35 protein-coding genes are annotated in these 25,524 nt (G+C 60.6%); 8 read left to right on the forward strand and 27 right to left on the reverse strand.

Features of this window, described 5'->3' with window-relative positions; genetic code table 11:
- Positions 1–162: 162 nt before the first annotated feature.
- The 7 genes from G8O24_RS03145 to G8O24_RS03175 form a co-directional block, all read right to left on the reverse strand.
- On the reverse strand, positions 163–873 hold the full coding sequence (locus tag G8O24_RS03145) for a hypothetical protein (protein WP_188096376.1): 711 nt from the start codon (positions 871–873) through the stop codon (positions 163–165).
- A 273-nt stretch (positions 874–1,146) separates the two neighbouring features.
- Complete coding sequence (locus G8O24_RS03150) at positions 1,147–1,779, reverse strand: hypothetical protein (protein ID WP_188096377.1); 633 nt, start codon at positions 1,777–1,779, stop codon at positions 1,147–1,149.
- 183 nt (positions 1,780–1,962) lie between these two features.
- Positions 1,963–2,262, reverse strand: coding sequence for a hypothetical protein (locus G8O24_RS03155; RefSeq protein WP_188096379.1), 300 nt, complete (start codon positions 2,260–2,262; stop codon positions 1,963–1,965).
- The gene (locus tag G8O24_RS03160; protein WP_188096381.1) at positions 2,255–2,416 is read right to left on the reverse strand and encodes a hypothetical protein; all 162 of its coding nucleotides are present in this window, start codon (positions 2,414–2,416) and stop codon (positions 2,255–2,257) included. Before G8O24_RS03160 ends, G8O24_RS03155 begins: the two co-directional genes overlap by 8 nt.
- Positions 2,417–2,829: 413 nt before the next feature.
- Positions 2,830–3,282 (reverse strand): SMI1/KNR4 family protein, encoded by a 453-nt coding sequence (locus G8O24_RS03165; protein WP_188096383.1) that lies wholly within the window; start codon positions 3,280–3,282, stop codon positions 2,830–2,832.
- A 14-nt stretch (positions 3,283–3,296) separates the two neighbouring features.
- Positions 3,297–3,599 carry an HNH endonuclease signature motif containing protein gene (locus tag G8O24_RS45555; RefSeq protein WP_368736594.1) on the reverse strand — a complete coding sequence of 101 codons (303 nt, stop codon included), beginning with the start codon at positions 3,597–3,599 and terminating at the stop codon, positions 3,297–3,299.
- A gap of 122 nt (positions 3,600–3,721) precedes the next feature.
- Positions 3,722–3,961, reverse strand: coding sequence for a hypothetical protein (locus G8O24_RS03175; protein WP_188096387.1), 240 nt, complete (start codon positions 3,959–3,961; stop codon positions 3,722–3,724).
- 13 nt (positions 3,962–3,974) lie between these two features.
- Between G8O24_RS03175 and G8O24_RS03180 the strand changes: the two genes are divergently transcribed.
- On the forward strand, positions 3,975–4,229 hold the full coding sequence (locus tag G8O24_RS03180; protein ID WP_188096388.1) for a hypothetical protein: 255 nt from the start codon (positions 3,975–3,977) through the stop codon (positions 4,227–4,229).
- A gap of 170 nt (positions 4,230–4,399) precedes the next feature.
- Here the strand turns inward: G8O24_RS03180 and G8O24_RS03185 are convergent, their stop codons facing one another.
- From G8O24_RS03185 to G8O24_RS03245, 13 genes are all read right to left on the reverse strand, one after another.
- Complete coding sequence (locus tag G8O24_RS03185; protein WP_188096390.1) at positions 4,400–4,855, reverse strand: SMI1/KNR4 family protein; 456 nt, start codon at positions 4,853–4,855, stop codon at positions 4,400–4,402.
- Positions 4,856–4,869: 14 nt separating this feature from the next.
- The gene (locus tag G8O24_RS03190) at positions 4,870–5,865 is read right to left on the reverse strand and encodes an HNH endonuclease signature motif containing protein (protein ID WP_188096392.1); all 996 of its coding nucleotides are present in this window, start codon (positions 5,863–5,865) and stop codon (positions 4,870–4,872) included.
- Complete coding sequence (locus G8O24_RS03195) at positions 5,858–7,519, reverse strand: portal protein (protein WP_244645710.1); 1,662 nt, start codon at positions 7,517–7,519, stop codon at positions 5,858–5,860. Before G8O24_RS03195 ends, G8O24_RS03190 begins: the two co-directional genes overlap by 8 nt.
- Positions 7,520–7,736: 217 nt before the next feature.
- Positions 7,737–8,318 carry a hypothetical protein gene (locus G8O24_RS03200; RefSeq protein ID WP_188096393.1) on the reverse strand — a complete coding sequence of 194 codons (582 nt, stop codon included), beginning with the start codon at positions 8,316–8,318 and terminating at the stop codon, positions 7,737–7,739.
- A 54-nt stretch (positions 8,319–8,372) separates the two neighbouring features.
- Complete coding sequence (locus G8O24_RS45390) at positions 8,373–9,212, reverse strand: Ivy family c-type lysozyme inhibitor (protein ID WP_188096395.1); 840 nt, start codon at positions 9,210–9,212, stop codon at positions 8,373–8,375.
- Positions 9,209–9,844, reverse strand: coding sequence for a portal protein (locus tag G8O24_RS03210; RefSeq protein ID WP_244645711.1), 636 nt, complete (start codon positions 9,842–9,844; stop codon positions 9,209–9,211). The genes G8O24_RS45390 and G8O24_RS03210 overlap by 4 nt, the downstream gene beginning before the upstream one ends.
- A 94-nt stretch (positions 9,845–9,938) precedes the next feature.
- The gene (locus tag G8O24_RS03215) at positions 9,939–11,225 is read right to left on the reverse strand and encodes a PBSX family phage terminase large subunit (protein WP_188096397.1); all 1,287 of its coding nucleotides are present in this window, start codon (positions 11,223–11,225) and stop codon (positions 9,939–9,941) included.
- 274 nt (positions 11,226–11,499) lie between these two features.
- Positions 11,500–11,838 carry a hypothetical protein gene (locus tag G8O24_RS03220; protein WP_188096399.1) on the reverse strand — a complete coding sequence of 113 codons (339 nt, stop codon included), beginning with the start codon at positions 11,836–11,838 and terminating at the stop codon, positions 11,500–11,502.
- Positions 11,835–12,194 carry a hypothetical protein gene (locus G8O24_RS03225; protein ID WP_188096401.1) on the reverse strand — a complete coding sequence of 120 codons (360 nt, stop codon included), beginning with the start codon at positions 12,192–12,194 and terminating at the stop codon, positions 11,835–11,837. Before G8O24_RS03225 ends, G8O24_RS03220 begins: the two co-directional genes overlap by 4 nt.
- 89 nt (positions 12,195–12,283) lie before the next feature.
- Positions 12,284–14,023, reverse strand: a complete 1,740-nt coding sequence (locus G8O24_RS03230) for an AHH domain-containing protein (RefSeq protein ID WP_188096403.1) — start codon at positions 14,021–14,023, stop codon at positions 12,284–12,286.
- 305 nt (positions 14,024–14,328) lie between these two features.
- Positions 14,329–14,964, reverse strand: a complete 636-nt coding sequence (locus G8O24_RS03235) for an imm11 family protein (protein ID WP_188096404.1) — start codon at positions 14,962–14,964, stop codon at positions 14,329–14,331.
- 83 nt (positions 14,965–15,047) lie between these two features.
- Complete coding sequence (locus G8O24_RS03240) at positions 15,048–16,148, reverse strand: DUF4261 domain-containing protein (RefSeq protein ID WP_311972287.1); 1,101 nt, start codon at positions 16,146–16,148, stop codon at positions 15,048–15,050.
- A 625-nt stretch (positions 16,149–16,773) separates the two neighbouring features.
- Positions 16,774–16,965, reverse strand: a complete 192-nt coding sequence (locus G8O24_RS03245; RefSeq protein WP_188096406.1) for a hypothetical protein — start codon at positions 16,963–16,965, stop codon at positions 16,774–16,776.
- Between the two features lie 301 nt (positions 16,966–17,266).
- Between G8O24_RS03245 and G8O24_RS03250 the strand changes: the two genes are divergently transcribed.
- The 4 genes from G8O24_RS03250 (at position 17,267) to G8O24_RS03265 (ending at position 20,194) form a co-directional block, all read left to right on the forward strand.
- Positions 17,267–18,796, forward strand: a complete 1,530-nt coding sequence (locus G8O24_RS03250) for an FAD-dependent monooxygenase (protein WP_188096408.1) — start codon at positions 17,267–17,269, stop codon at positions 18,794–18,796.
- Between the two features lie 280 nt (positions 18,797–19,076).
- The gene (locus G8O24_RS03255; protein WP_188096410.1) at positions 19,077–19,277 is read left to right on the forward strand and encodes a hypothetical protein; all 201 of its coding nucleotides are present in this window, start codon (positions 19,077–19,079) and stop codon (positions 19,275–19,277) included.
- Positions 19,274–19,468: a hypothetical protein gene (locus G8O24_RS03260; protein WP_188096412.1), complete on the forward strand. Its 195-nt coding sequence runs from the start codon at positions 19,274–19,276 to the stop codon at positions 19,466–19,468. Before G8O24_RS03255 ends, G8O24_RS03260 begins: the two co-directional genes overlap by 4 nt.
- Positions 19,469–19,570: 102 nt before the next feature.
- Entirely contained in the window at positions 19,571–20,194 is a 624-nt protein-coding gene (locus G8O24_RS03265; RefSeq protein WP_188096413.1) for a hypothetical protein, read from the forward strand.
- Positions 20,195–20,266: 72 nt separating this feature from the next.
- Here G8O24_RS03265 and G8O24_RS03270 read toward each other — a convergent pair whose 3' ends face one another.
- From G8O24_RS03270 to G8O24_RS03290, 5 genes are all read right to left on the reverse strand, one after another.
- Entirely contained in the window at positions 20,267–20,524 is a 258-nt protein-coding gene (locus G8O24_RS03270; RefSeq protein ID WP_188096415.1) for a hypothetical protein, read from the reverse strand.
- 104 nt (positions 20,525–20,628) lie between these two features.
- Positions 20,629–20,877 (reverse strand): hypothetical protein, encoded by a 249-nt coding sequence (locus G8O24_RS03275; protein WP_188096417.1) that lies wholly within the window; start codon positions 20,875–20,877, stop codon positions 20,629–20,631.
- A gap of 284 nt (positions 20,878–21,161) precedes the next feature.
- Complete coding sequence (locus tag G8O24_RS03280; RefSeq protein WP_188096419.1) at positions 21,162–21,374, reverse strand: hypothetical protein; 213 nt, start codon at positions 21,372–21,374, stop codon at positions 21,162–21,164.
- Positions 21,371–21,760, reverse strand: coding sequence for a hypothetical protein (locus tag G8O24_RS03285; protein WP_188096420.1), 390 nt, complete (start codon positions 21,758–21,760; stop codon positions 21,371–21,373). The genes G8O24_RS03280 and G8O24_RS03285 overlap by 4 nt, the downstream gene beginning before the upstream one ends.
- Before the next feature lie 291 nt (positions 21,761–22,051).
- Complete coding sequence (locus tag G8O24_RS03290; protein ID WP_188096422.1) at positions 22,052–22,654, reverse strand: PEP-CTERM sorting domain-containing protein; 603 nt, start codon at positions 22,652–22,654, stop codon at positions 22,052–22,054.
- Positions 22,655–23,323: 669 nt separating this feature from the next.
- Between G8O24_RS03290 and G8O24_RS03295 the strand changes: the two genes are divergently transcribed.
- The 3 genes from G8O24_RS03295 (at position 23,324) to G8O24_RS03305 (ending at position 24,738) form a co-directional block, all read left to right on the forward strand.
- A complete protein-coding gene (locus G8O24_RS03295; RefSeq protein WP_188096424.1) occupies positions 23,324–23,521 on the forward strand; it encodes a hypothetical protein in 198 nt (65 codons plus the stop codon).
- 644 nt (positions 23,522–24,165) lie between these two features.
- Entirely contained in the window at positions 24,166–24,369 is a 204-nt protein-coding gene (locus tag G8O24_RS03300; RefSeq protein ID WP_188096426.1) for a hypothetical protein, read from the forward strand.
- A gap of 24 nt (positions 24,370–24,393) precedes the next feature.
- Positions 24,394–24,738, forward strand: coding sequence for a response regulator (locus G8O24_RS03305; RefSeq protein ID WP_188096428.1), 345 nt, complete (start codon positions 24,394–24,396; stop codon positions 24,736–24,738).
- Between the two features lie 263 nt (positions 24,739–25,001).
- Here the strand turns inward: G8O24_RS03305 and G8O24_RS44235 are convergent, their stop codons facing one another.
- Positions 25,002–25,235, reverse strand: coding sequence for a hypothetical protein (locus G8O24_RS44235; protein ID WP_311972285.1), 234 nt, complete (start codon positions 25,233–25,235; stop codon positions 25,002–25,004).
- Entirely contained in the window at positions 25,229–25,462 is a 234-nt protein-coding gene (locus tag G8O24_RS03315; RefSeq protein ID WP_188096431.1) for a hypothetical protein, read from the reverse strand. Before G8O24_RS03315 ends, G8O24_RS44235 begins: the two co-directional genes overlap by 7 nt.
- Positions 25,463–25,524: the final 62 nt, after the last annotated feature.

The following is a 25,524-nucleotide window of genomic DNA, read 5'->3' on the forward strand; positions in this document are numbered from 1 at the left end:
CACAAGTGTTTCTGGTTGCAACGCTGCAATCTCGCTGGCTCGATGGCGCGGAAGCGAATTCCGGTTCGGCGGGGCAAGACTCGTTCGCCGGGAGCCTGCGTTATCGACGCAGGGGCGGCATCGACGCGTGGAAGCGTCCCGCAATCTATCTGGAACTGGCAGTCAATATGGCGCGCGGTACGAACTCAAGTAACGTATCGGCGCGTCCGTCTTCGGCGGCCAGGCGGCCGGCGACGGCTCGTCCGGATTCACGCCCGCCAATGAGGCTGGGAACGACAGAACGCCCTTGCCGTCACCGCCTGTGTTTGCCGGGTCTTGTGAGGGTGTGGGATATCCGTAATCATTGTAAGCTGTCGGGCTTCGTCTCGCGGCAGCACCAGCGGCATAGCCCTGAGCAATGTTGGCCTCGTTGCTCTTGGTCAGGAAATATTTGCCGCTGACGTCGATCTTTCTATTGTTCAGCCAGCTGTACAGGTTGTGAATCCCGCCGCCGGCCTCGGCAAGCTCGCGCGGCAAGCCTGCCGCACCCAATACATATCCAAACTGATCCGATGCCGGGCCTACGTATGCCTTGACAAACGAGTCAGGCGGAATTCCCCAGCGCGGGTGGCGTTGCAGATCTTCCGGGCCATCAGGCTCGAACGAATGCGCGATCGGCGCCAAAGCCGGCAATGCGCCGACTTTCTGCACGCCAGCGATCGTGTCCGCAACGCGCCTGGCGCTCGCCTCGTCGTGGAGCCTTGGAACGACGAGGTAGTTGTTGGGATTGGCGATTGCACCGGGTGTACGGTTGCTTCCGGATGCATCAGAATAGAGATCCTCGGTCTGCGCCTCGCCGGAGATCGGGGCAACGACATACGAGCCGTTGCGCATGAGGAAGGTCGAGGGGACATAACCGGTGATTGTCCCTGGTACCACGCTTGGTCGAGGCAACGTAGAAAGTCGGGTCGTTCACTGGGTCTTCTCCAAATGACTTGTGGCCGGCTCACCGGCATTTTCAAGGGCGGCCGGGCTGATCGAGGCATGAGCCCTCAAGGCGCGGAACAACGCCATGATGTCTAGTCAGACTAGTTCTTGCGGTCCCATCTCAGTTGGCTCGTCGATGGATACCGAGTCCAATCGACCGGACGCCATGGGCATGCAGCCTTAGTTGGCGAACAAGACCAGATAGAAATCACCGAAGCGGCGGCGGACCTCTGGGGGCCCCCATGCCCCGCTGTACTCTTTGAACCGATCAAGCGCTTGTTTCCATTCGGGCGATCGTTGAGCCTCGGGCTTAAGAAATCCTCCCGTGGGATCATAGATGATCGAGAGCGAGGCCGGCGTAGAAGGAAATCCCATCTCGAACACCGTGGTCTCACAGAAGCCAATGGCGTGTTTTTCGCCGTTATCGACAAAATCGAACATGTGGCATTTCGCAATGTATTGCTCGATCGGGGAGGCGTGAATGCGGAATCCAACTCCGATGAGACCTCCATCCAACTGTGCATCGATCATTCGAACGGTCTGAATGATGACCAGAGTTGCAAGCAGCAGCGGTGCGCTGCGAGGCTTTGGCAAGAAAGCACAAACGACTAACCAGGGCATCGCGATGATCGCACCGATCCAACCGATCAGCCCCAGCCAGTTGGCAGCTTCCGGTAAAGGATACGTCAGGAGGTCTCCACCGATCCATCCCACCACGGTAACTGCCGCAAAGATGCAGGTGAACCGGGGCAAACGCTTGATTGTCGAACCTCGTTCGCTCGCCGGAGCGATTTTCTCGCCATCAGAACTCAACGGAAGACCTCTCGCAAAACCTTCCGTGCACTCCCTGTTGTCAGAGCTCGAAGTGCACCATGAGACATTTCGCAATCTGCGTGGTGGGATGACAAAGGTGAGCGACGGATCGATATCGGCCATCCATTGAACAAATCAAGAACTATGTCAACTCTCGCTGTAGTTGTGCAGAAATCGTGCAGATCAGATGATGCCAAACCGCTTCCGCCGCTCCGCCGTTTCCGCGAGCTCCTTCAGCTCGGCCCGCGCCAGCTTGCCGTTGGCGACGACGCCGGCGAGATGATCCCGCACCTTGCCGACGATGTTGATGGCGAGAAACAGCTTCTCCCTCCCCGTCGCATCGTCGACTGTGGTCGCGCGCCAGGCCGCGATGTAGCTCTTCTCGAGCGTGTCGAAGGACTCGCTCAAGAGCTCGTCATCAAGCAACGCCTCGGCGCGGACCGCTCGCGCGGCCGCCCTCTCCAGTGCGCTCTCGTCAGACATTTGTTTCCTCTTCGTTGTTCGGCCGTCGCGTCTTGATGTCGTGGCGCGGCGGATGCGGCGAGATCGAGCGCCGGGCGGTAGCAACCACCCCGTACTGCTTGTGCTTGTCGGCGTGCGCGTGCTGGAGCTTCTGCTTCCACCGGATCGCGTTCAAATGCGCCTCGAACAGCGTGATCGTCTTATCGAGCGTGGCGTCGTTTCGCAGCCTCGATCCGCGCCTGCATCTTCACTCAGCGCGAAGTCGTTCACGCTTCCTCCGCCTGCACCGTCGGGCAGACATCAGCTTAGCGGAGCGGCGAACAGCATTCCCGATCACATTTTCGTCTTTCCTCAAGCGCCTCGCCTGAAAGAATTCGGCTTTCCGTGTACTTTTTCTCAGAGAGGAATCGTAAGCAAAGCGCGGGATTTTCCACGCTTGCGTCCGCAATCTTCTCGAAGCCCTCCATGCCGATATAGCCGTCCGCTGATACTGGCGAAATCGCCTGGTAACTTCGTTCGAAGGCAATCACATTGTCTGCATACGCAATCTTGCCGGCAGATCCGTAGATCTGCTTAGCTTCGCTGCCACTACAACCCTTCGGGCAGGTCGGTGAGAGAATTGATAAATTCTTTCAATGTCGGGGCGAGAAACACAACGTATCGATCAGGGTCTTCATAATCTTCATGTGAAATGAACATGATATTCCCGAAAGACTCCGGCCTCACACTATAAAGAAACATGTCGCCCCCAGAATCTTCCGCGAACGGTATATACCCTCGAGGAAATTCCGGCGTCTGATCCACCATCATGGTATAGGTTCGTTCGAAGCTCTCCCCCTTCGCGCCGGTATTCATGGAATAGAAGCAGTAAACATCATATGCGTCTCCATCCTTGGGGAAAAATTGTGGATGAGGCGTTCCGCCGTTGTGCAGAAGGTAATGTTCCTTCAGATCCTGCGGCAAACGAAGACCGAGGCGGTTCTCCACGCGCTTGATGTCCAACTCGGAAAGCGGTGGGGCAGTGTCTTCGAATACAACCACTACTCGTCTCCTGATCAGCGCTTATACTTCACACCGTGATGCTTCTCGTACTGTGCAACCGAACCGGCGTGAGGCAATGCTGCACGATGTGCCTCTCTGGGTATAAGCTCGAGGGTGGCCTCTCCACTCGTCGGATCGAAGTCGTCAACGTGGTGCCACATATATCCCTTCGGTATTCCGGGGAACTTACCGTCCTCGTTCGCTAGATTGAAGTCATCTCTTCGGCTGCCAGTAGGCTTTATTTTCACAACGTCTCGTTGCCCTTGTGCCACAAGACAGAGATGCCCGGTTTCTACAAGACTCGGCCCGCCATTCACGGTGGTTCCGACACCGGCGTATCCTTTCTTAGACGCCTAGGACGCCGGAGAGAGCCGAACCTTGCTTGTTAGCGCTCGTAATTCAGCGGTAGCGACGCGCCCGGCGCCCTTCGCGCCTGGTATCAGTCCGATCGCGGCCTCAATGCCTGCGCGGAGATCATCGCGGCGTTTCGCATCGATGAGATCGGCTCATTCTGTGCTTGTTGGCCCGGCGCCTGCTGCGTGACGCCGTCGGCACTGAACGGATCGTGGTCGACTGGGACAAGAGAGACATTCTCGAAGTCCGGCTGGTGCTCGACCGGCACCAGAGAATAATCAACCATGAGGAACGACCAGCAGATATTTGCCGGGCCGGTTGTCATCAGGCAGATAGTGGTGTCCGTCTTTCGCCTGCCGCGCGCCAGGCGGATACGAACGCTGCGCCTTCCCTACATCGATCGCCGCCTTCAGATGCGTCTCCAGTACCGACATCTTGGCCTCGAGCGCGGCTTTGATCTTGGCAAGCTCGATCTCTCCTTGCGTCTTGACCTGGAGATGGATCGCGTCGTTCTGAGCCTTTTGTTGCTGGAGCTGGGCTTGATGTGCGGCGAGCGCGGCGTCGACCTAGGCTCGCGCCTGCACGGCCAGTAGCTTCGGGTCGGGCGGCGGCTGCAGTGGCAGAGAGCTGCTTCAGCAAACGTCCGGTCCGCGTGCCTTCAGCCTAGATGCATCCGCCACACAATCACGATCTTGGCTTCGATTGGGCCATGCAAGCCGGCGCAGAATCGGCCAGCAGATCCATGGACAGCTGGGCTCTGCTGTCACTCCATCCCGACAGGTAATTCGGTTAGAGAATCGATAAATTCTCTCAAGCTTGACGCAAGAAAGAAAGTAAATCGATCTTCGTCGCCGTAAGCTGCTTGTGAATTGAACATTATATTCCCGAAGGACTTGGGCGTGACGCTATACAGAAAATAATCACCTGCTGAGTCGTACGCGAACGGTATATATCCCCGAGGAAACTCGGGTGTCTGATCCACCAGCACTACGTAAGATCTTTCGAAGGTTAATCCTTCGCGGCGTGTGTTCATAGGCAAGAATTCCCTTACGTCATATGCCTCTCCATCTTTGATGAAGAATTGAGGCCGAGGTGTTCCGCCGTTATGCTGGAGGTAATGCTCCTTGAGATCTTGCGGCAAACGTGTGCCCAAGAAGTGCTCGACGCGCTTAATATCCAGCTCAGAAAGCGGCAAGGCCGTGTCTTCGAAAACAACCATCACACGTCTCCTGATTAACGTCTATATTCGACACCGTGGTGGTTCTCATACTGTGCAACCGAACCAGTGTGAGGGTAAGCCGATTCATGCGCTTCCAGTTTAACTAGCTCGAGAGAGGCCTCTCCGCTCTTCGGATCGAAGTCGTCGACATGGTGCCACGAATATCCCTTCGGCGTCTCGGTAAACTTACCTTCCTTGTTCGCAAGACGAAAGTCGCCTCTTCGGCTACCGGTAAGTCTTATTTTCACAATGTTTCGCTGCCCCTGTGCGGCAGGATAGAGGTGCTCAGTCCCTACAAAAGTAGGCCCGCCGTTCGCGGTCGTTCCGACACCGGCGTATCCTTTTTTAGCGGCCCAGGCTGCCGGAGAGAGCCGAACCTTGCTTGTTAGCGCCCGCAATTCAGTGCTAGCGACGCGCCCGGCGCCCTTCGCGCCTGGTATCAGTCCGATCGCTGCCTCAATGCCTGCGGGGAGATCATCGCGGCGTTTTGCATCGATGAGATTGAGGAACGATCCGGCAACTCCGAGCGGGGTCAAGCTCAACAAGTTGCCGATGCGCGTCGCCAGCTCCTGGGCATTGTGCAGTGGCACGCCGAGATCAGTCAGGGCGTTGATCGCGCGATTCCCGATCTGCTGTGTCGGCGTGAAGGTCGCCGGCTTCAGCTCGCCAAGCGGGATAAAGTGCGACAAATCAGGAGGGGGCTTGTTCTGGGGAGGTATCGTTGCAGCCGGCCGAGCCGCTGCAGACGTATCGTTAACTTCGCTTTCCGGATCCCAGGATTCGCCCTCCTCTGGCGTCTGCGTGATCTTCGCTGCCGGACCGACATAGAGTCGCTGAACCCCCAGCGCTGGCTGGGGCGGCGGAGGCTGCGTTGGTTGACTCAGTGCTTGTTGGCCCGGCGCCTGCTGCGTGACGCCGTCGGCACTGAATGGATCGTGGTCGACTGGGACAAGAGAGACATTCTCGAAGTCCGGCTGGTGCTCGACCGGCACCAGAGAATAATCAGCCATGAGGAACGACCAGCAGATATTTGCCGGGCCGGTTGTCATCAGGCAGATAATGGTGTCCGTCTTTCGCCTGCCGCGCGCCAGGCGGATAGGAACGCTGCGCTTTCCCTGCTTCGATCGCCGCCTTCAGATGCGTCTCCAGCACCGACATCTTGGCCTCGAGCGCGGCCTTGATCTTGGCAAGCTCGATCTCTCCTTGCGTCTTGACCTGGAGATGGATCGCGTCGTTCTGAGCCTTTTGTTGCTGGAGCTGGGCCTGATGTGCGGCGAGCGCGGCGTCGACCTGCGCCCGTGCCTGCACGGCCAGCAGCTTCGGGTCGGGCGGCGGCTGCGGCGGCGCCGGCGGCGGATGCAGAAGCTGCCCGGTCTGCGGATTGACGGCCGTGGGATCGTTGAAGAACTGATCGGGATTCCTGTGCCCCATGATCCGGGTCAGCTCTGCGGCGGTGTTGTAGAGCTGCTGGTCGCCGACGAGGTTGATCTTGCCGCCGGCGAGCAGCTCCTTCTGGACGTTGGCGATCGCCATGGTCTGCGCGAACTGCTGCACCTTGCCGCCCGAGCCGAGGCCGACATTGATGGTCATGTCGTCGCGCGTCTTCCAGTTGCGCGGATTGACGTCGACCCAGGCGTTGCGGAGCCGCACGACCTCCTGGCGCTGACCGTGCTTGTGGATCGTTCCGTGCAGCAGGGCAAAGATGTCGCGGACGCCTTCGGCCATGATGCGCGCGATCAGCTTGATCCGCATCTGCGAGGCCGAGAACACCTGCGCAACCGCGGTGGCCGACTGGTTCTGCAAAGCGTTGGCGTCGATGCCCTGCGCCTGCTTGCCGAGACCGGTGCGGCTCTCGACCTCGGCATCGACATATTGCAGCATCGGATAGATCGACGTGGTGATATCAGGCACCACCTGCCAATTGAGCCCGCCCGCCGTCTTGGTGCGGACCACGCCGCCCGGCCGCGACACCAGGAGATCATCCAGCGTGTTCGGCCCGGCGTTCTGCTCGGCGACCTCTACGCGCGGATTGTTGTGCAAATAGAGATTGTCGAGCGCGCCGCGCTTCAGCGCAGTCTTCTCCCGCTGCAACGGCATCACGAGGTCGGCGATCGAGCGGCCGAAGAAGCGATGCGTCACCGGCACCGGCGTCGTGGCGGCGAACGGCATCTGGTCGAACGGCGTGATGCACTCCTTGCCGTCCTTGCGCAGGATCTCGGCCTGGTCGCCGCCGGTGATGACTTGATAGAGGCAGGGGCGGTCCGAGCCCTCGTAGTCCATCCGCACGTAATGCTCAGTGATGCGCACCAGCCGCGCCGCCGCATTGGCGCTGCCGCCTCCGGCAGTTGCGGACAGATGCTCTTCCACGGTGTCGCGCGCCAGCGTCTCGATCTCGGTCGTGCCGGTCTGCGGCCGCAACGCCCTGATCTGGCCCGCGTCAAATCCTTCCGCGATGAGCTCCGCCTCGGTCTTGGTGACGACCTCGTGGAAGCAATAATTGCAATCGCGGATGCTGCGCGCACCGCGTTCGATGCCGAATTCTTCCGGCGGCACCCCCATGACCCGCGCCTGCGCAAGCTTACGCGTGGTGACGATGGTGACGTCATGCGTGACAAGAGAGCCCATCGGCGCAGGCGGCGCCGGGACAAGCAAAGGAATAGGCATGTGTGATTGAACTCTTGGTTCTGCGCAAGGGCCCGCCGCGCGATGCGGCGGGTCGGGTTAGTAACCGTTATTGCGCATGTAATCCTGAATCAGGCCGAGCAGTCCGCCGGTGGACTCTGGCGCCGTCGTACCCGGATCGTTGGCCGCATTTTGCCGCGAGAGAGGTGCTGTGCTGCTGCGCGAAGATGAAGCCCATTCGGTCAATCCGCGGCTGCGATCAGCCGCAAGCAGCGCCTCGAGCGGAAACCGCACGGGCGGCAACGCAGCGCTGCCGCCACCGCTCGCGCCTGAACTCACCGGACCAGATGCGCCGCCGAGAGAACTCCACTTGCCGAAGCGATCGGCGGCATCCCGCTGTCTTGCCCCGAAGGAAAGGGTTGGCCTGAATGGCGTCGTCGTTGAGGATCGATTCCACCGGCGCATTCGGATCCGCCTTCATCAATCTGACGCCGCCGCCCGGGCCGGCAAAGTGCATGAGATAGGTCGAGGCCGGTGTGACGGGGACGCCGGCCTGACCAAGCCTCGTTTCGTTTTCGGCTGCGTATCTGGCCGTCATCTCCTTCGAAAGGTCGGGGTTTTTCCGAAGCTCGAGAATCTCCGCGTCGGATTTGCCGTCTGCCAGATCGTGCCGGTAGCGCCTGATCACGTCGAGCCGGGTCGCGTTGATGAACTGCCCGAGCCCGAGTGCGCTCGCCGTCTTGTTCGGCTCGTTCGCCTTTTTCACATTGCCGCTGCTCTCGGCAGAAATGATCTTGTCGAGAATATTCATTTGGCCTCCGCAAAAGAGAACGGCGGCCACGAGGACCGCCGTTCAACTCCAAAATCAACGTTTGATCAACGCGCCATCGATGCGCTACTTGCCATCAGCGCGTCCCCACTTGCGCTCACTGGGATCGAGCGCCTCTCTCATCGCCGCGGCCTGCGCATCGTTTGGTGCACCGAGGTAGGACATCACCCCCTCATGGACCACCACACCCCACGCCTTTGCGCCCTCAGGCGCAAACAGGACGGCCAGGTGGGTGTCGGCGCAACTGAATTCAACGGCACAGACGGTGAATACCTCGTATGTGACTCCCTGGATGTCCACCGGCTCGGCGTCGGTCGTCGTGTAAGCTACCTTATTCCGGGCGAGAACATCCCGCGCCCAGTCCGGCAGCTGGCCGGCCTGCTCGATCAGATTCTTCGAGGCTTGCGCGTAGGCCGGCTTCTTGAGCGCGTCGAACAGATATGACGTCGTCATCTTCGGCACAGGCTCGGGAACATAGAGCGCCCGCTTCAGCACCGCCTGCTGCGCCTCGCTTGGAGCTCCGACGTAGGACACAACCCCTTTCTCGCGCAGTCCGGCCCAGGCCTGCGTGCCATCAGGCGCAAACATCAGGACGATCGAAGTATCGATGCATTTTGTCACCCGCACGCAAATGTCGAACAGCTCGTATTTGGTCCCGTCGATCTCGTGAGTGAAGCGCGGGCTGCTCACATAAGCGCCGTTCCTCTTGAGGACTTCACGGGTCCAGCTCGGCGCCTTGTCGAGCAGCACAGTCAAGGCCTGAACGTAGGCCGGCTTTTGCAGGACACCGGAGAGATAACCGATCGCCACCGCGGACGGGCTCGCGGCCAACATGGCCACCAAGCCCGCTGCCATCATCATCCAACGAAACTGCCGTCGCATGCCTGCTCCCTCGATCGCCTTCACTCGAGGTTCCTCACTACCACAGGTGGCGACCGCTGTTCCAGACCATTGGCCTTCGATGATGAGGCGATCCGCGATTCATCCGGCTGACCCATCCCATCATGCACCGTGTGCGCGACGATCTTCATCGCCCCGTTCGATTCCGCGACATCCTGGGCAAGCAGCGCGAACTGGTCGTCGGTGAGATCGTAATAGGTCTCGCGGCTCTCTTCTTCCCGCTCCTCCCACCAGACCTTGACGATGCCGACCTTCGAGAGCAGCGCGTCCTTGATGAAGCCGTAGAGCACCATGAAGCCCGGGTTCTGCTGCATGAAGACGTGATTGACGTAGTCCGTCTCCTGCTGCGCGGCGAGGACGTCGTCCGGGCCGACCGGCTCGAACCGCACCACCTCGTCGGCGCCAGCAAAGATGTCCATCAACTGCGGCATCAGGCCTTCGATGGCGTCGGCGACGTCGGTCGACACGGCGCGGGAGCGGCCGTCCTGCGCCGGCATGTCCTTGCGCATGTCGCCGAGATAATAGTCCATCGCATCGGCCCGCTCTTCGGCGAGCCGCGCGGCCGACATCGCGGCAAGCGCGTTGGCTTTTTCGCTGGCGAGCATCGCCTTCACTTCGGAGATCGACATTTTGGGCATTGCTGACCTTTTGGTTGGCAGCGCGGCGGACATCACGCCGCAAAGCATAACGGGACATCATCGGCCGCAGGCGTCATCGCGCGCGGCGCATCTCTCACACCCACCCCTGCTCCGCATAGCGGATCGGCCGGTTGAACGCGGCCACCCGGCCCGGCTGCTCATAGCAGATCGCCATCAGCCCGAGCGCATCCGCCGCGTGGCTCGACCAGTCGTGCTCGGGTCCGAGCCCGATGTTGCGCGTCTCGTCCTTGCGCTCGTGATAGAAGCCGAGCGCCTCGCGCCCCGGCTCGGTCGTCTCCGCGTTGAACCAGAGCTGCGGCGCGAGCCGCCGCAGCGCCTCGATCCGCATCATCGCCGCGCCCGGCCCCTGGTTCTTCACCGGCGGCTCGACCGCAAAGCCGGCCTCGCGCAAATGATCCTCATAGCGCTTGCCGGTGATGGCGTTCGTGGCGACGCCGTCATGCGGCAGATAGAGGATCGCCTTGTCGTAGCCGCGCGCGCGCAGCCAGCCGACGTGAAACGCCAGCACCTGGCCGACGCTCTCGTAGTAATCCAGCACGCGGATTTCGTGACCCACCCATTGCACGATCCAGATCGTGAACGCATCCGCCGCAGCCCCGGCACCGCCGATATCGATGAAGGCACGCAGCGGCAGCAGCGGATCGGCGGCAACCTTTCCGATCCGCCCCTCAGCTCGCGCCTGCGACAGCAGCGCGGCAAAATACGCGCCCTCGAAGGCGCGCGCATAGTCGCCTTCCCAGATGTGATCGTAGCGCTCCGGATAGAGTTTTTGGTCGAGCAGCCGCTCCTCCTCCAGCACATCGGGAAACCAGGGATTGTCGCGCCAATTGGCCTTCACCACCAGCGCGCCGTCGGGCTGACGGGTACGCAGAAAATCGTCGATCGCATCGCTCTTGCGGCACGGATTCCAGCTCGCCCACAACTCGGAATCCTTGGCGCGGATGGTCGGCCGCAGCAGCGCGAGGCTGCGCGCGCTCAAGCCTTGCGCCTCGTCGATCCAGGCGATGCGGAATCCCTCCAGGGACTTGATCGTATCCGCCGTGTGGTCTTGAAGCCCGCGGAAGATGATCAGCCCGTCGCCCGGCGTCTCGATCTTGTCGCTGAAGACTTTAAAGCCGTGCCCGAGCCCGAGGCTCGCGATCTTGCCCTCGATCAACCGCTTGGACGATTGCGCCAGCGAATGCTGCGCCTCGCGGATGCAGACCGCCAGCGTGCCGCGCTCGGCCTGGCAGGTCTCGACCAGCAGCTCGCCGAAGAAATGCGACTTGCCCGAGCCGCGCCCGCCGTAAACGCCCTTGTAGCGCGCCGGCTTCAGCAGCGGCGCGAAGATTTTTGCGGTTGGAATTTTCAGGGTCGACAATGGATGTGCTCGCTCGACTTACGGCAGGCCGATGCGCGGATTCTGTCCTATTGCAGCGATCGGGTGCAGCGGGTTTTTACTGCGCAGCGCAAGACCAGCAAGCAGACAAGGAACCAGCTGCTTGAAATGTCTGGAAGCTCTTCGAATTGAAAACCCGCGACCGATTGTCCGGCGCGGGTTGAGCTACATATTTCGATGATTCCACTCTGCCAGTGTTTTGCCCGACGTGTCAAACGATCAGTCGCGCAGAGTTCAATTTCAGATTTCTGACGCCTCAAACGTCGGCGCCGCTCTCACTCACGCCGGACTTTTCCGGATGCACGATGATGCGCTCGATCCGGTGGACCAATTCCAGCAGGCCGTCTTCGCCATTCTCGATCGGTTGCGCCACCTTGCCCCAGCCTCGATCGAGGATCGCGTTGGCGGCCGACACGCGGGCCGCGGGCGTCGCATCGTTGCTGCGCATGATGCCGACGAGCACGTTGATCGCAGTCCTGGTGTGGCTGCGCGCCAGCGAGCGAATCTCGGTCAGCGTTCGCGCCTTCGCCGTTCTCCTCGCCACGGGCCGGTAGACATCCGCGACCTTGGGTTCGTATTCAAGATCGTCGCTCATGCAAAACTCTCCCACGCGACAATCGCGACCAGACCCGCAAGCGCGAGCGATATCAGATAGACCGTCATCGTTCCTCCAACAAAAACAACATTGCGGCAGATCGCGGCACGATGCGCGATCGTTTCGGCGCGAACCTTATCCCCGTCTCGCGGAGACCGCGGCGGCGCAAGCAAAGGCTCGCGCCGCGGGCCGGCACTTTCGCGCGTGCACGGCCAATAGATGGTTCGGACGGCGGCGCGCTGATCGGCGCTCCATGAACGCGTTTCAACGAGGGCGAGGCCGCGATGCGCGGGACGCCGTCCGATTTCTGAAATCGAAACGAAAAAGCCCGCAGCGGATGCTTCCGCGCGGGCCACACAAACTCATTTCGATGATGCCACTATGCCAGTGTTTTGCCCGACGTGTCAAACGCGCCGAGACGCGCTGGGAAATCCGTAGCAGACCTTCAATCCTGGCGGAGCAGCGGTTGTATCCAACGGGAGAACCATTCTTCTGCATCGTTACCTGGGCTGGGTGAGGCTCCCAATCCCCAGATCGGCGGTGGAATAACAAAGCTCGGCCCATCAGCGAATGTGCCAACCGGGCTGCTGACCTGCTGTGGCCGCTTTCCTTGCTCTTGCCAATTGCCAAATCGATTGTCGAATTCGGGAGAGGCCAGATACGGCACCGGCGCGCTGCCTGATTCAAACACGCTGCCGGCATTCGAGGCGTTTACGCGGGTGAGACGGCGGACCTCGTCGGGCGCGGTTGCTCCGGCAGGAGCAGCTAGGGCTTGCGGATTGCTAGACGGCTGAGATGATGCAGCGACAGCTGGAATGCCTGGCCAATTGCCGAAGCGATCATTGAATGTGCCAGGGCGCGCCGGATCTTGATCGGCAGCGTTGTCCGTCAGCGACCGCGCACTCGATTGAGCTCCGAGTATCCCCCCACCCTTGCTGTTAGCGTTCGATGAAACAGCAGTGCCGAACGGATCGTAGGGAGGCGCACCGGTGGCAAATACCCCGCCGCTGGCGTCATTGCCCGGCCGTGCTTTAGCAGGCGAGGTCGCAGCTATACCTGCTCCACCCAGAAGGCCCAAGCCCCACGCCCACGCCGGTAACGTGGGTAACGCGGGTATAACGAACGGCGCTGCCAGGCCGAGTGCTGCTCCGCCGAACAACCAGGGAAGCGCATCCTGCGCGACAGATGACTTGCTGTCGGAGTCACGCATCAGAGGATTCTCATGATATGGAAGTGGCGCCCCGGTCATCGGATCGAATTCGAGGACAAGCGGATCTGACGGCGTTGCGGCACTTGGCGGCAGCTGTCCGAATCGTTGCCAATCTGAACTGGCCGCGGGGAAGCCAGACAATCCATAGGTCCAACGCGGGTCACTCCGGGCGAAGCCTTCCGGAGTGAACTGTGGAGGAACGGATGGAATGAAGCCCGGCAACTGCGGAACATGGTTCGGATTGATGGCCTCTGAGCCAGGCAAACGAAAATCGTCATCAGCAACCACGAACTTCTTTCGCCACGGCGTTCCAACCAAATCCTTGTTTCTCGGAGTGATGTTAAGTCCGGGATTATCCTTGATTGCTTTGCTTAGCAGCTTTTCCCTCGTGGCATTTCCCAGGATTGCTGCAAATTTCCCCAGATGGTCGTATCCTGCCTCCGCATTCGTCTGATCAGATTTCCCGAGCGCATCAACTTGCTTCCGGTTGTTCTTCCGATATTCTCCATTGCGTTCGACAACCTTCTTAGCTCCTCGAGCCACTTCTTTACCGGTCCCTCCATTTGGCACATTTGTGTAGAGATCGCCGTTGACAAGACCGACGCGCATTGCATCGATCAAGTTGCGTATCTGCTTTTTACGTAGTCTTGGATTCTTTTCTTTTGCGATCTGTTCAAGAGTCCGTCGAACCGCCTCGTAATAAAGAGGATCATGCCCGCCGGGGTGCGGCGATACGCCCATCTTTCTGGCCAACCCATAATTTGCTGGCAGATAAATCAGGTTGCGCAGAGCCTCCACGCCAAACTCCCGCTTATCCAAGCCTCGAAACGCCGGGTGACCTTTAAATTTTCTCGGTATGATATGATGTTCCCACAGAATTGCCATGGCGTCCCCAATGGCGCAGACTTTGCGCGTGTTGAATGTCGTCGGCTGTTCGGCGGGCTTTGCCAGGCGGCGAAAAAGTGCATCGCGCAACACCGCGCCTATGCATCGCCGGCTGCGCGTTCTCGGCGCACGCCAGTCGGTCCAAGAAACCTGATGATTTCAGTGGCGGTCGCTGAGAAGCTTGATCACGCAGTCTCGCGTTTTGGTTCTGAGAACCGACGAGCCCGCGCAAGTGCCACCGTCGGGCCGAGATGCGACGGCAGCCGACAGAAACGAAGAGATGGATCTATGATGAACTAGAGATCGGTCGCCGCATCGGAGATGCCGGATCGAAAATTTTCGGCGTATTGCCCTGGAAAAGACTGCTGTGAGGCAGCGCTGAAGACGGCTTTGTCTCACCGGTCATTCAGAACATCAGTAAAGTATATCTTCAAGCCTGCCGACTTGCAGGCATTCTTCAGATCGTCGTCGCAAATTTCGCAGGAATCGTCATGGGCCATACGAAAGATATGAGCATCGCCGATCAAGTCTTCCCGAAACACCAGTTCACGTCGCCCGAAAAACTCATGGTACTTTCGACCGAAGGTCAGCTTACGTCGATCGTCGTCGATACCAATGTTCGAACGTGACCGGCCCTCATCCAGCGCGTCGAGAACACGAACGACCTGACAGAGCCAATATGGCGGCCCATCCCAGGTTCCCTTCCGGACCCGCACCGTGCATGGCGCAAACACAAACCCGTTCGGGTCGACAGACTCGAACACAGCCTTTGTCCGATCGGAAATCAGCCATGCATACCAAAGAGGTGCAAGATCCCGCGGGCGACGTGCAGCGGACGGGCTAAAAAGGATGCGTGGGGTTTCTGCCAGGCCAGAGATGCGTTCTAAACCGGACGGGAGTTCCTTCTCATTCTCCAGTTCGAAGCTGAATCCGTCGCCGCCCGATCGATAGGGGTCGACTCGATAAAACTTTCTTTTGCGCGCGACTGCCTCCGGGCGCCGCGGACGCTTTTTGCCTGGGGACACAGTCATGATTGCGTCTTCTCAGGGTGTCTCATTCTCGGCTTTTCACGCGAGATCCCGCCAAGCATTGCCAGTTTGCTTCTCGTGCTCAACTATGACGAGCCGTCAGTACAGAAGAACACAGGCATGCCGAATTGATCGGAATTCTTGTAACGAACGGCGATGCGCTCGTTCGCGTCGCCGCCAAAGGTATCGCCGTCTTTGAGCACGCGCCCGTGCTCGATGAGATAGACGACGAGTCCTTCCACCCTTTCGAGCAGCGCGTCGAGCGGCAGCCTCGACGTCTCGAACTGGATCTCGCGGTCGACAAAAGCAGTCAACCCCATGGTTACAGCCCCGATGCCTGTTCGCGTGCGGAAAGGCAGGACATCGACCCAGAGCGGGAAAGGATAGTCTGGAAACGGGGCGAAGGATTGCCTGGACAGGTCCAGCCAAAGATCTGCTGGACGCGCGACCTTGGTGTCCCACACGACAGCCCGGCATTCCGCCACGGTCGCGATCAAAGCGCCGATAACAGCTGTCATCAGACGAGCCTCGGACAATAGTGTCTGGTTTTGCCCGACCACAGAGACGAGCAAATGACCGCGGTGTCGCGCTGCGACGGTGTTCGCCTCGGGCCAGGCCGTAGTCGCGCGCGACCATAACCCTGGATCCTGCGGAATGGGCGCCGGCATTGACATGACCACGATCAGTTGATCACCGCAGCGAAGAACCGACCCACCGTCAGACCCCTGGCCGACGTCCGAAGCGCCGACATCTATCTCCGTTGCCAATTCCGGGTGCCGCCTGCGAACCGCCTCGGCAAGCGCGACCATGTCAGGGGTAACTGGTCTCTCCAGCAAGACAAGCGCAAGAAACGACGTACTCATCACCGCCTCAATTTGGATCGAACGTAACGTATGGTCATGATCGTTTCGACCAGAGGTTGGTTTGGAACATAAAGGGAACAAAGTCAATTCTTTTTTACGGCAGGATCGCGACCGGATGCCGGACGAGAGCAGCGCGCTACGCCAGTCAGGACGGTGGCATCGAAAAGCCCGCGGCGAATGTTTTCCGCCGCGGGCTGAACCAAATTCTTCGATGATGCCATTCTGCCAGTGTTTTGCCCGACGGGTCAAGGCTAATTTTGATAAACCGAAATGGCTCCAAGCCCTGGGCGAGGGCTCCTTGCGGCGAGGTGGCATTCCGAACACGACCAATCGATCCGCCAGCGCCGACCTCTTCCACGTGGTCCCTGGCGCAACCTTGTCGGCCGCCCCGCCCGCACCAGCGTCTCATCCGGATCGGACAGCTCAAACTGGTACATCCCCCACGGCTTGTCCTCGGGTGTTTGCTGAAACTCTCGCGCCGCGGCGTTCGGAGATGGGAGCGCGAGGTCCGCACGGCAACGCCGTCCCGAGCGCGACGGCCGCGCTGTCAGCCGGCGCCGCCGATCAGTCTGTCGAAACCGACCAGGGCGCCGAACACGGCGCCGGTGACGATGATGAAGGCGGCAACATACCAGATGCTTTTCATGCCGGGTTAATTCGCAGCGGCCCGGATGGTTCTGCGCGCGGCGATCTCGCCTCATCTGACGCGAGGCCCGCGACGACGCGGCGGATGCTCCGCCTTGCGGGCCGCACGCGATTTTCGATGATGCCAGTGTGCCAGTGTTTTGCCCGACGGGTCAAGCGATTTTATGATAAACCGAAACGGCTCCGGCGCGCGACGGGGCTTCTGCGCCGGAGCCGCCATTCCAGCCGGCCAATCGGCGGTTATGCCGGCGCGAAACAAAAGCCGCTGGGAACCGAAGGTTCCTAAGGTGGCGCGCGAGCGCCCTCACGCCTCGTTCAGTCCGGCGCCGCGATCGACCACGGCCGCTTCGCCCTTGGGCGTGAGCTCGTAGGTGTCGCCGTCCTTCTGCACATAGCCGTCGGCGATGAGCCGGAACAGCGCCTCGTGCCGGTCATCGCTGAAGGCGATGGACTGGCCGATGTCGCAGAGCATGGCGATGTCGGCGTCTGTGAGCATGAGCTTCCTCCGGACTTACAATCATCCGGAGCCGCTGCCGGTTCCTGCGCGACAGAAGGCGCGATGCCGCCGCGGCATCAAGGCAGCAAAAAGCCCGCTGCGGATCGTCTCCGCGCGGGCCGAGCGTCGCTTCTGCAATGATGGGATGATGCCAGTGTTTTGCCCGACATGTCAAAGCTCAAAACGCGGGACGAGATGCGTCGGTCCTCCCAGCTCAATATGTGGTGCGCAAGGGGCTTGCTTCAAGCCTCTCACCTCGGTGTAGACCCCCCGCCTCATCACCAAGCCGAGGGGCCGCCACATGCCGATGATGCATCCAACGCCACGCGCGCACGCCAGCACCGCGCAACCGCGCGGCCTGGCGCCGGACCATCACATCGTGATCGCCGGCGGCGGGCCGACCGGATTGATGCTGGCGGCGGAGCTGGCGCTCGCCGGTTGCGACGTTGCCATCCTCGAGCGGCGCGACAGCCAGAATCTCATGGGCATGCGGGCCGGCGGCCTGCACGCGCGCAGCATCGAGATGCTCGATCAGCGCGGCGTCGCCGAGCGCTTCCTGCGCGAGGGGACGATCACCCAGCTCGCGGGCTTTGCCTGGACGCGGCTCGACATCGGCGACCTGCCGACCCGCCATGCTTACGGCCTCGCGCTGCGGCAGAGCCACATCGAGCGCATCCTGGCCGATTGGGTCACCGAGCTCGGCGTGCCGATCTATCGCGGCTGCGAGGTGAGCGATGTGGTGCAGGACGAGGCTCATGTCGAGGTGACGCTCGCCGGCGGGAAACGCCTGCGCGCGGATTACCTGGTCGGCTGCGACGGCGGCCGCAGCCTGGTGCGCAAGCAAGCCGGCATCGAATTCGCCGGGACGGATGCGACGCTCAGCAACCTCATGGCCGAGGTCGCCATGCGGCAGGCGCCCGCGTGGGGCCTGCGTCACGACGCGCTCGGCTTTCACGGTCTCAGCCGGACCGAGAACGGCCGCGTGCTGGTGGTGATGACGGAGGCGATGATCGATCGCCGCGGCGAGCCCACTTTAAGCGATCTCAGCGCGGCGCTCATCGCCGTCTACGGCACCGATTTCGGCGTCCACAGCCCGTCCTGGATCTCGCGTTTCACCGATGCGGCACGGCAGGCCGTCGCGTATCGACGCGGACGCGTGCTGCTGGCCGGCGATGCCGCTCATATCCATCACTCGGTCGGCGGACAGGGCCTCAACACCGGCCTGCAGGACGCCTTCAATCTCGGCTGGAAGCTGGCGCTGGTGGCGAAGGGCCTGGCGCCTGACAGCCTGCTCGACAGCTACCATGCCGAGCGCCATCCCGTGGCCGCGCGCGTGCTGCGCAACACCAGGGCGCAGATCGCCCTGCTCCGCCGCGATGACGACGGCCGCAGGGCCGCGCGCGAGATCGTTGCCGAATTGCTCGCGATGGACGAGCCGCGCCAGCGCTTCGGCGCGATGATGAGCGGGCTCGATATCCGCTATGATCTCGGCGACGGGCATCCCCTGCTCGGCCGTCGCGTGCCCGATCTGGCGTTGACGGCCGAGGGCCGCTCGGTGCGGCTGTTCACGCTGCTGCACGATGCCCGCGGCGCGTTGCTGAATTTCGGCGGGCTTGATCCGCGCGACATCTCGCCCGACATTTCGCTTTGGGCCGCTCGCGTCATGCGCATCAACGCCTCGTGCGATGACGCATGGGAGCTTCCCTGCATCGGAGCGATCACAGCGCCCAAGGCCGTGCTGGTGCGACCCGACGGGCACGTGGCCTGGGTCGGCGATGATGGCACAAGTGGACTCGTGGAGACGCTGACGAGCTGGTTCGGCGCCGCGTGACATCGGCGGAGACGCCACACAGGAGCAAGCTCTTCAAGGCTTGCTCCTGTGTTCAAAAGTGTACTTTGGAAGCCGTTCGCGCAAAATGAGTAAGTGGCTCAAAAGGCTGAAATGACACGTCAAAAACAGCGCGCAGATTTCTTGGACGAGCTATCAAATGATGAAGACTCTGATCGAAACGAGGCGTAGAGTTAATCATCACCGCAAGGTCCTCCGGCAGATATCGGTGATGAGAACGCCCGATCGCGCTCCCGCCTTTCTCGAACATGGGAGCAATGCCATGTTGAAGCGGCGTCGTTTCAAGCAGACCAGGACACTCCACGAGCGGCTCACAGACGAAGCCGCGCAGCTTCGCGAGCAGGCGCGCGCGCTGAGCCCCGGACATCGCCGCGAGCTGCTGCTGCGCCGTGCGCGGCAGGACGAGATGGCGATCCAGATCGAGGCCTGGCTGCATTCGCCCGGCCTGAGGGCGCCGACATGAACCAGCAGCAATATCGCGCCTACCTGGTCGGCGAGGACGGCGTCTTCCGCTCCGCGGAGGCTTTCGAGGCGACGTCCGACAGCTCCGCTCTCGCGCACGCGCGGCAATTCGCCCGTCGCGGCAATGTCGAGGTCTGGCAGCTCGGTCGGAAGATCGGCCTGCTGAAAGGCGCCTGGCCGCCCGAGGCCTGACCAGGGCCTCCACGCTCCGCGGCGAGATCGCGGCAACGCCCGCCAGTCCCTGCGCAACGATGATCGTCACGCGACACGCCTCCTGCGATCGAAGGAGGCTGTGTGCGCGTCATCACGGAGGCACGCGTCACCATCGTCTATCAGTCATTCCACGACGACATTCTGCTTCAAACCAAACAGAACAGGTGGACCATGACGAAGACGGCGATGATCACGAAGATGGCGGCCGCGATTGCTTTGGCGGGCGTGGCGGCAGCTCTTGCAAACAACCCGGCGCAGGCCGGCTGGGGTCCGAACGGACAATATGGCAACGCCCAGGTCCAGCCCGGCCCCGGCGGCTATGGCGGCAACGGCGGCAATCACCCCGTCGTGGTCGTGCCCGGCCCGCGCCCGCTTCCGCCGCAGGTGGTGGTCTATCCGCGGCCGGTGCCGCCCCCGGTCATCGTGCGGCCGGTCCCGGTGCCTGTCGTCGTCAACAGGCCGGTCTATGTCCCCTCGCCGCCGGTGGTGGAGAAGACGGTGGTCGTGCAGCGGCCCGTGGTGGCGGCTGCGCCCGCGCCGGTCGTGGCGCCGGCTCCCGTCGTCAACAACAATTGCAACTGCCTCGTGAAGGAATATCCGCAGGCCGGCGTCGTCGTGTTCAGGGATATCTGCACCAAGGAGAGCGCGACCTACAGCAATCTGCCGCAGCAGACCACGCAGGCCGTGCTGCCCCCGACGCAGTAATCGCGCAGGACCCGAAACGAGATATGAACGCGGCAGGATCTCCCGCCGCGTTCATGTCTTTCCGGTGCGCGGTTAGGCCGCTTGCCGCAGCTCCGCGGCAGGGGCGAGGCGCGTTTCCAAAAGCGCAATCGAGGTGCGCAAATTGTCCCGGCGCGCGCGCAGCGCGTGGGCCAGCATCGAATAGGTGGCGCTGCCGGGGTCGGCATTGCCGGAATTGCGCTCCTCCTCGGCAATGTCTCTCTCCAGCATCTCGACCCGCCAGTGCAGGTCGGAGATCAGCGCGTGGAGCTGCAAGGACGCGGTCGCTTCGAAACGGGACGTTGACTGCATGTGATCGCCTCAATGTGGGACGGCCCGACTGGCCGGGCCGTCATTGAGACGACATTCAGCAAGAGCGATGCCAGCCCTGCCGGGACACCGGAGCCAGGCGCACCTCACTCCTCCGCCAGCTTCCGTTCGATATAGGCATCCACCGTCTCGGCGAACGAGCGCTGCACGCCAACCGAGCTGACATGCAGCTCGAGCGCATCCTGCTGGAGCTCGCGCAGCCCGCGCCTGCGGGCGCTGACCGGCGCCATCGCCAGATAGTCGTCAATGGCGCTGATCGCCAGCGGGATGCCTTTCGGATCTCCCCGCGCAATCAGCAAACGCAGGAAACTCAGGCAATCGGCCAAACCCGGCATGGGTTAATATCTCAGCCTTGCTGCGACTTGGGCTTTGACTCGGGCCTGGGCTTCCTGACGGGCTCGGCATGGGTCCCGAACAACGCCAGCAGCAACGCGACTTCTTCCTTAGAACCAACCTGGATCATGGCTTTCTCCTTTTCGCTCCGTTGGTCGGTTCCACCAGCGAGGGAGTTCAGGACGATCTGGTTTCAGGACTGTTTCAAGGCTGTTTCGTCGCAACGGCCGGCCGGATCGCGCGCGACCGACGTCGGAAGGCCGATCCATCAGCCAGCGGGAGCGCATTAAGGGCGCGGCGACACGCGGCGCAGAACCCGGACCGGAGCGGGATCCCTGCGGACCGGCGCCTCGGCTCCCGCGATCTTCTTTGCGCCCTCCGGTTCGGCTCGATAGGCCAGCGCTTCCGCCATCCAGCGGGCCCAGCCCGGCGAGCGCGGCATTGGCTCTGACTGCGAGGACACAGGCACGGAGAGAACGCCTGGCATTTTCCGGCTCATCGCAGCTTCTCCTCGCCACTCGTATCAAGGTGAGGCATCTCCGCTGTGCCCGATGTCTCGATCCGGTTGGCGGCAGGCGACGGATTATCCGGATGCACGATCACGCGTTCGATCCGCGTCAGCAGCTCCAACGGGCCTTGACTGTTCGCCAATGGTTGGGCCGGCTTGCCCCAGCCGCGATCGAGCAGCTCCTTTGCGGCCGCCACACGCGCGAACGCGTTTGCGGTCTCTCTCACCATGATGGAGGACAGCACGTGAACGGCCGTCTCGGTCCTGCTCCTCGCCAAGGCCTGAATGTCGGCCAAGGTGGGGGCCATGTAGTCTTCGCTCGTCATTGGCTGCGCGACATGCTGGTAGACGGGTATCCGTCTCCTGATCCTGGTCATTTCAAATCTCCTCAAATGGGCAATTGCGTCTCCGGCAACAAAAAGCCCGCGGCGGATGTTTCCGGCGCGGGTGAACCAAACTCGTTTCGATGATGGCATTCTGCCAGTGTTTTTGCCCGACGTGTCAAACGAAGGGATTGGTCGACGCCTGAAGTCAGCCTCGAGGCCGGTGTCAGACGGGCGTTGCCCCATCACCGGCTTGACCGCTATGGGCCAAGTTCGGAAATTCAAACGAGCCAATGAAAAAGCCGCCCTTAGGCGGCTCCATGTTTTTGATACGGTTGATAAAGATCAGGCGGTTGCCAATGCAGGCCTTGCCTTTCGACGCACCGAGAGCCAACCAAGACCGCAGAAGCCGAGCAACATCATGGCCCAGGTGGAGGGTTCGGGGACGGCAGAGGCGATAGGTTGATTTCCGCTCATCGGCAAGAACGGATCAGGTGCTCCCGCAACTAGGATAGTAATTCCAGCGCCTCCTGCTCCGCACAAGCCAGCCGACGCGGTTTGAAAACACAAAGTGTCTCCAGCGCCAGTGTAAAATTTGAGAGCGTCGGCTTCCGGGCTGGAAAAATCGAAGAAAACCTGAGTGTTCGTGACCGAGATCGTATGTCCCGAAGGGTTGCCTACAGCCACATATGCATTGTTGCCCGTCGAGGAGCCGATCAACGTCGCGCTATACGCTCCCTCGGTAAGCACGAAGCGAAATGGAGCGCCGACGTCGCTGTTGTAATTCGAATTGGTGAAAGCGCTAAAGAAGCCGGTCGCTGTCGCGCCCGGAATCTTAATATCAACGTAGAAAGGAATGTATTCAGACAAGGCCACGCTTGCTGATGCGCCTGCAGTGAAAGATGTCAGCGCAATGAACGTCGAGGCGATTGCAGTTACTATTTTCATTTGAAACTCCCCCAATTAAATATGCTGAATTCTGTCCTATATTGGAACTCATGGGCAAGGGGAAATTGCCTCGTTTTGTCACTTTTTCCCGAACCGCCTCTTGATGAGCCAAAACTTAGATTAGTCGTTCTTACTCGCGCAACTATAGGTTACCCGCGGCTAAGAAGGCTGTTAACGAGCAAACAAAAGCCCGCTTCGGGCTGCTCCGCGCGGGCTACCCGAACTTTTCGATGATGCCATTCTGCCGGTGTTTTGCCCGACGTGTCAAACGAAGGGATGGATCAACGTATGAAGTCAGCATGCATCGGCAAATGCCGGACATAGGTTAAAGACGATCAATGCGACGGCGTCGCCAACTTCGCCTTGGGCAGGAGGGCCGCTCATGAGAAAGCCGACGCAAGTTTTGTTCGGGAAGCGCAAGCTCAAATCGATCGACGACATCGAGCACAGGCTCGCAGCGGTCAATGAGATGCAACGGTTGCTGGAGCTCGAATCCTCGCCTCCCTTGGCAAACTCCGCCTATCGAAAGCCACCGGCAAAGAGGGCCAGCGCGAGATCCAACGAAGCTAGAGGCGATTAAACATTTGTTGTATTCGGCGCGCGTGGCTTTGCATCGTTCCACGGTAGGAACAACGCCGACCCTGACGAATTGTTGCGCAGGAGGGCGCAATGAAGCTTTTGGTGGAGTATTTGGAGCGAGCTGTTCAGCTCGAACGATTGGCAGCGAGCGAGGCCGACGCTGCCTTCAAACAACAATTGCAGACACAAGCGCAAGCCTATCGAAAGCTCGCTGCCAAACGAGCGAAAGATTACGGGTTGCCTGCGCCGAGCCCGTCTGAAGCGGCGCGTCTATCTTCAACCACCTGACCGAGTCGAAATTCGCAGCGCCGACCAATCCATTGCATCGTCAGAGTCGTTCAATACACCTGAGACAGCCATTTATTTTTCAACGTTGTTCAGATGAGCGAGCATCAGAAATCGAATTCCGGGCGGAGTGCCGGCGCCGACTCTCAAAAATGCACCGCCTGCGGAAATGCGGTCAAAGTGTTGACGATGCTGGACTCTCGCTCCGGCCGTGCCGTGCATGTTTTTAGGTGTGACTGCGGGAAAAGCAGTTGGCGGGATTGAACGGGAGATCTTGAGGCTCGCGTCAAATCCATGATGTCAATATGCAGGTGTTTTACCCGACGGTTCGACCTCATTCTAATGAAAAACCGAATCGGCTGTGTACGATGCCGTCGCTGAGACGGCTCTCCACGAGGCCCCGCGGTCTGCATTTCCGCCAAGGCACGCTCCAGCTCGCCGGCTCAGCTCGCATCTGTTCCCAACACCAGATGCCCCGAGAAGGCCCTGGTCGCCCCAACACGACCGGGGCCTTTTTGCGCATTGCCAATGGGGACGGCGACCCAACAAATGTTAAGCGACCGCGGCACTCGCGACAGGCACCTTGACGCTATGTGGCGCCGGTTCCAAAGTACCGATCTTCCCGACATCGGAGCCGGAGAACGTTGATGACCCTGTCGGATCGCGTGCGATCGAATATGGACGTGGTGCTGGAGGAAATCTGCCGAGGCTTGCCCAACGGCGGGGACCATGGAAGCCGCAAGCTTATCGCCGAGCAGCTCCTGGAAGCTGCCGAAGCCGGCCAGATCAGCTTGGCTGATCTTCGGATCGTTGCGCTTCACGCATTCAAAGCGATCATCAAACCTCACTAACTCTCGAGGGCTGGGAGGGGGGCCATGGCATTGGTGCTTTTGGTGGAAGACGAAGTGCTTATCCGAATGATGGTCGCGGATATGCTGGAGGACCTTGGTCACACCGTTGCAGGGGAAGCTGGCGATCTGGCTTCCGCACTAAGTCTTGCAACCAGCGGTACGTTTGATGTCGCAATCCTTGACGTGAGTCTTGGCAGCCACAACAGCAAGCCTGTTGCTGATGCTCTGCAGGCCCGCGGCATTCCATTCGCCTTTGCGAGTGGCTACGCAAGCGACGGTGTGCCTGAAGAATATCGCGGGCGACCTCTGCTTAAAAAGCCATTTCAGCCGAATGAGCTTGAAAGCTGCCTTGGCCAATTGCTGGCCTAGATCAAGACCGGACAAGCACGAACCTGACGTGTCCTATTTCCCCTTCCGCCCGAGCTTGCGCTCCACATCGTTCGTTCTCAACGTCCTACCGACGGAAGCGAAAGCCCGCCACGGAGTGCACCGTGCGGGCTCACGCAAACTTTTCGATGATGCCATTCTGCCAGTGTTTTGCCCGACGGGTCAACCTCTTTCTGATGAAAAACCGAAGTTATTTCGGGCATCTGCATGGTGAGCCGATGGAAGAGCCGGCGCACATCGAGGCTTCACGGAATGTCATTCTTGCTCCGGCTAGGCCCGATGCTGTGCGGCTTGTTGAGGAAGAACTCCCGATTGCCAAAAGCCGCTTCCGCGTATTGATCAATCGAGACCTGGATGGCCTCGATGTGCGCGCGGCACCAACCTTCTCGCGTTGAAAGGCGCCGGGCTTGGTCGAGTGCCTTGAGAAACTCCGGCGGGCTCTCCATGTCGGAGAAATACTTTGGCCGCTCAGCTACCACTTCCGTCCTCCCAGCACTCTCTTCTTAGCCCCTTGCGGTTCTGCCTTCTTCATCTCGTCTCTGAGGGAAACGAGGTCGTCCACCTTCGCCTGCATGCGGGACAGGAGGGCTTCAGCCGACGCTGTCCCTATCCCCGCCCGTTGCAGTTGGAGGATTTCTTTGCGCTGACGACTTATCTGCGTGCGCATGTGCTCGATCTCCGAGCGGATGTATTCGAGTGTAGGCATTGACCAAATCTGCGATTTGGCTAAAAAGAACAAATAGAGAACACAGAGTCAAGAGCCGGCTT

The organism is Bradyrhizobium campsiandrae, from assembly GCF_014529705.1.
Classification (GTDB): domain Bacteria; phylum Pseudomonadota; class Alphaproteobacteria; order Rhizobiales; family Xanthobacteraceae; genus Bradyrhizobium; species Bradyrhizobium campsiandrae.

What these genes read in the sequence shown, in the direction of transcription:
- G8O24_RS03245 (WP_188096406.1), bottom strand. Translation starts at nt 16,965, where the DNA reads ATGCTCACAGACGCCGACATCGCCATGCTCTGCGACATCGGCCAGTCC.
- G8O24_RS03235 (WP_188096404.1), bottom strand. Translation starts at nt 14,964, where the DNA reads ATGACTGTGTCCCCAGGCAAAAAGCGTCCGCGGCGCCCGGAGGCAGTC.
- G8O24_RS03315 (WP_188096431.1), bottom strand. Translation starts at nt 25,462, where the DNA reads ATGCCTACACTCGAATACATCCGCTCGGAGATCGAGCACATGCGCACG.
- G8O24_RS03210 (WP_244645711.1), bottom strand. Translation starts at nt 9,844, where the DNA reads ATGCCCAAAATGTCGATCTCCGAAGTGAAGGCGATGCTCGCCAGCGAA.
- G8O24_RS03190 (WP_188096392.1), bottom strand. Translation starts at nt 5,865, where the DNA reads ATGGCTGATTATTCTCTGGTGCCGGTCGAGCACCAGCCGGACTTCGAG.
- G8O24_RS03250 (WP_188096408.1), top strand. Translation starts at nt 17,267, where the DNA reads ATGCCGATGATGCATCCAACGCCACGCGCGCACGCCAGCACCGCGCAA.
- G8O24_RS03260 (WP_188096412.1), top strand. Translation starts at nt 19,274, where the DNA reads ATGAACCAGCAGCAATATCGCGCCTACCTGGTCGGCGAGGACGGCGTC.
- G8O24_RS03255 (WP_188096410.1), top strand. Translation starts at nt 19,077, where the DNA reads ATGTTGAAGCGGCGTCGTTTCAAGCAGACCAGGACACTCCACGAGCGG.
- G8O24_RS03195 (WP_244645710.1), bottom strand. Translation starts at nt 7,519, where the DNA reads ATGCCTATTCCTTTGCTTGTCCCGGCGCCGCCTGCGCCGATGGGCTCT.
- G8O24_RS03280 (WP_188096419.1), bottom strand. Translation starts at nt 21,374, where the DNA reads ATGAGCCGGAAAATGCCAGGCGTTCTCTCCGTGCCTGTGTCCTCGCAG.
- G8O24_RS03185 (WP_188096390.1), bottom strand. Translation starts at nt 4,855, where the DNA reads ATGGTTGTTTTCGAAGACACGGCCTTGCCGCTTTCTGAGCTGGATATT.
- G8O24_RS03145 (WP_188096376.1), bottom strand. Translation starts at nt 873, where the DNA reads ATGCGCAACGGCTCGTATGTCGTTGCCCCGATCTCCGGCGAGGCGCAG.
- G8O24_RS03290 (WP_188096422.1), bottom strand. Translation starts at nt 22,654, where the DNA reads ATGAAAATAGTAACTGCAATCGCCTCGACGTTCATTGCGCTGACATCT.
- G8O24_RS03295 (WP_188096424.1), top strand. Translation starts at nt 23,324, where the DNA reads ATGAAGCTTTTGGTGGAGTATTTGGAGCGAGCTGTTCAGCTCGAACGA.
- G8O24_RS03270 (WP_188096415.1), bottom strand. Translation starts at nt 20,524, where the DNA reads ATGCAGTCAACGTCCCGTTTCGAAGCGACCGCGTCCTTGCAGCTCCAC.
- G8O24_RS03155 (WP_188096379.1), bottom strand. Translation starts at nt 2,262, where the DNA reads ATGTCTGACGAGAGCGCACTGGAGAGGGCGGCCGCGCGAGCGGTCCGC.
- G8O24_RS03175 (WP_188096387.1), bottom strand. Translation starts at nt 3,961, where the DNA reads ATGACAACCGGCCCGGCAAATATCTGCTGGTCGTTCCTCATGGTTGAT.
- G8O24_RS03285 (WP_188096420.1), bottom strand. Translation starts at nt 21,760, where the DNA reads ATGACCAGGATCAGGAGACGGATACCCGTCTACCAGCATGTCGCGCAG.
- G8O24_RS03220 (WP_188096399.1), bottom strand. Translation starts at nt 11,838, where the DNA reads ATGAGCGACGATCTTGAATACGAACCCAAGGTCGCGGATGTCTACCGG.
- G8O24_RS03300 (WP_188096426.1), top strand. Translation starts at nt 24,166, where the DNA reads ATGACCCTGTCGGATCGCGTGCGATCGAATATGGACGTGGTGCTGGAG.
- G8O24_RS03275 (WP_188096417.1), bottom strand. Translation starts at nt 20,877, where the DNA reads ATGCCGGGTTTGGCCGATTGCCTGAGTTTCCTGCGTTTGCTGATTGCG.
- G8O24_RS03305 (WP_188096428.1), top strand. Translation starts at nt 24,394, where the DNA reads ATGGCATTGGTGCTTTTGGTGGAAGACGAAGTGCTTATCCGAATGATG.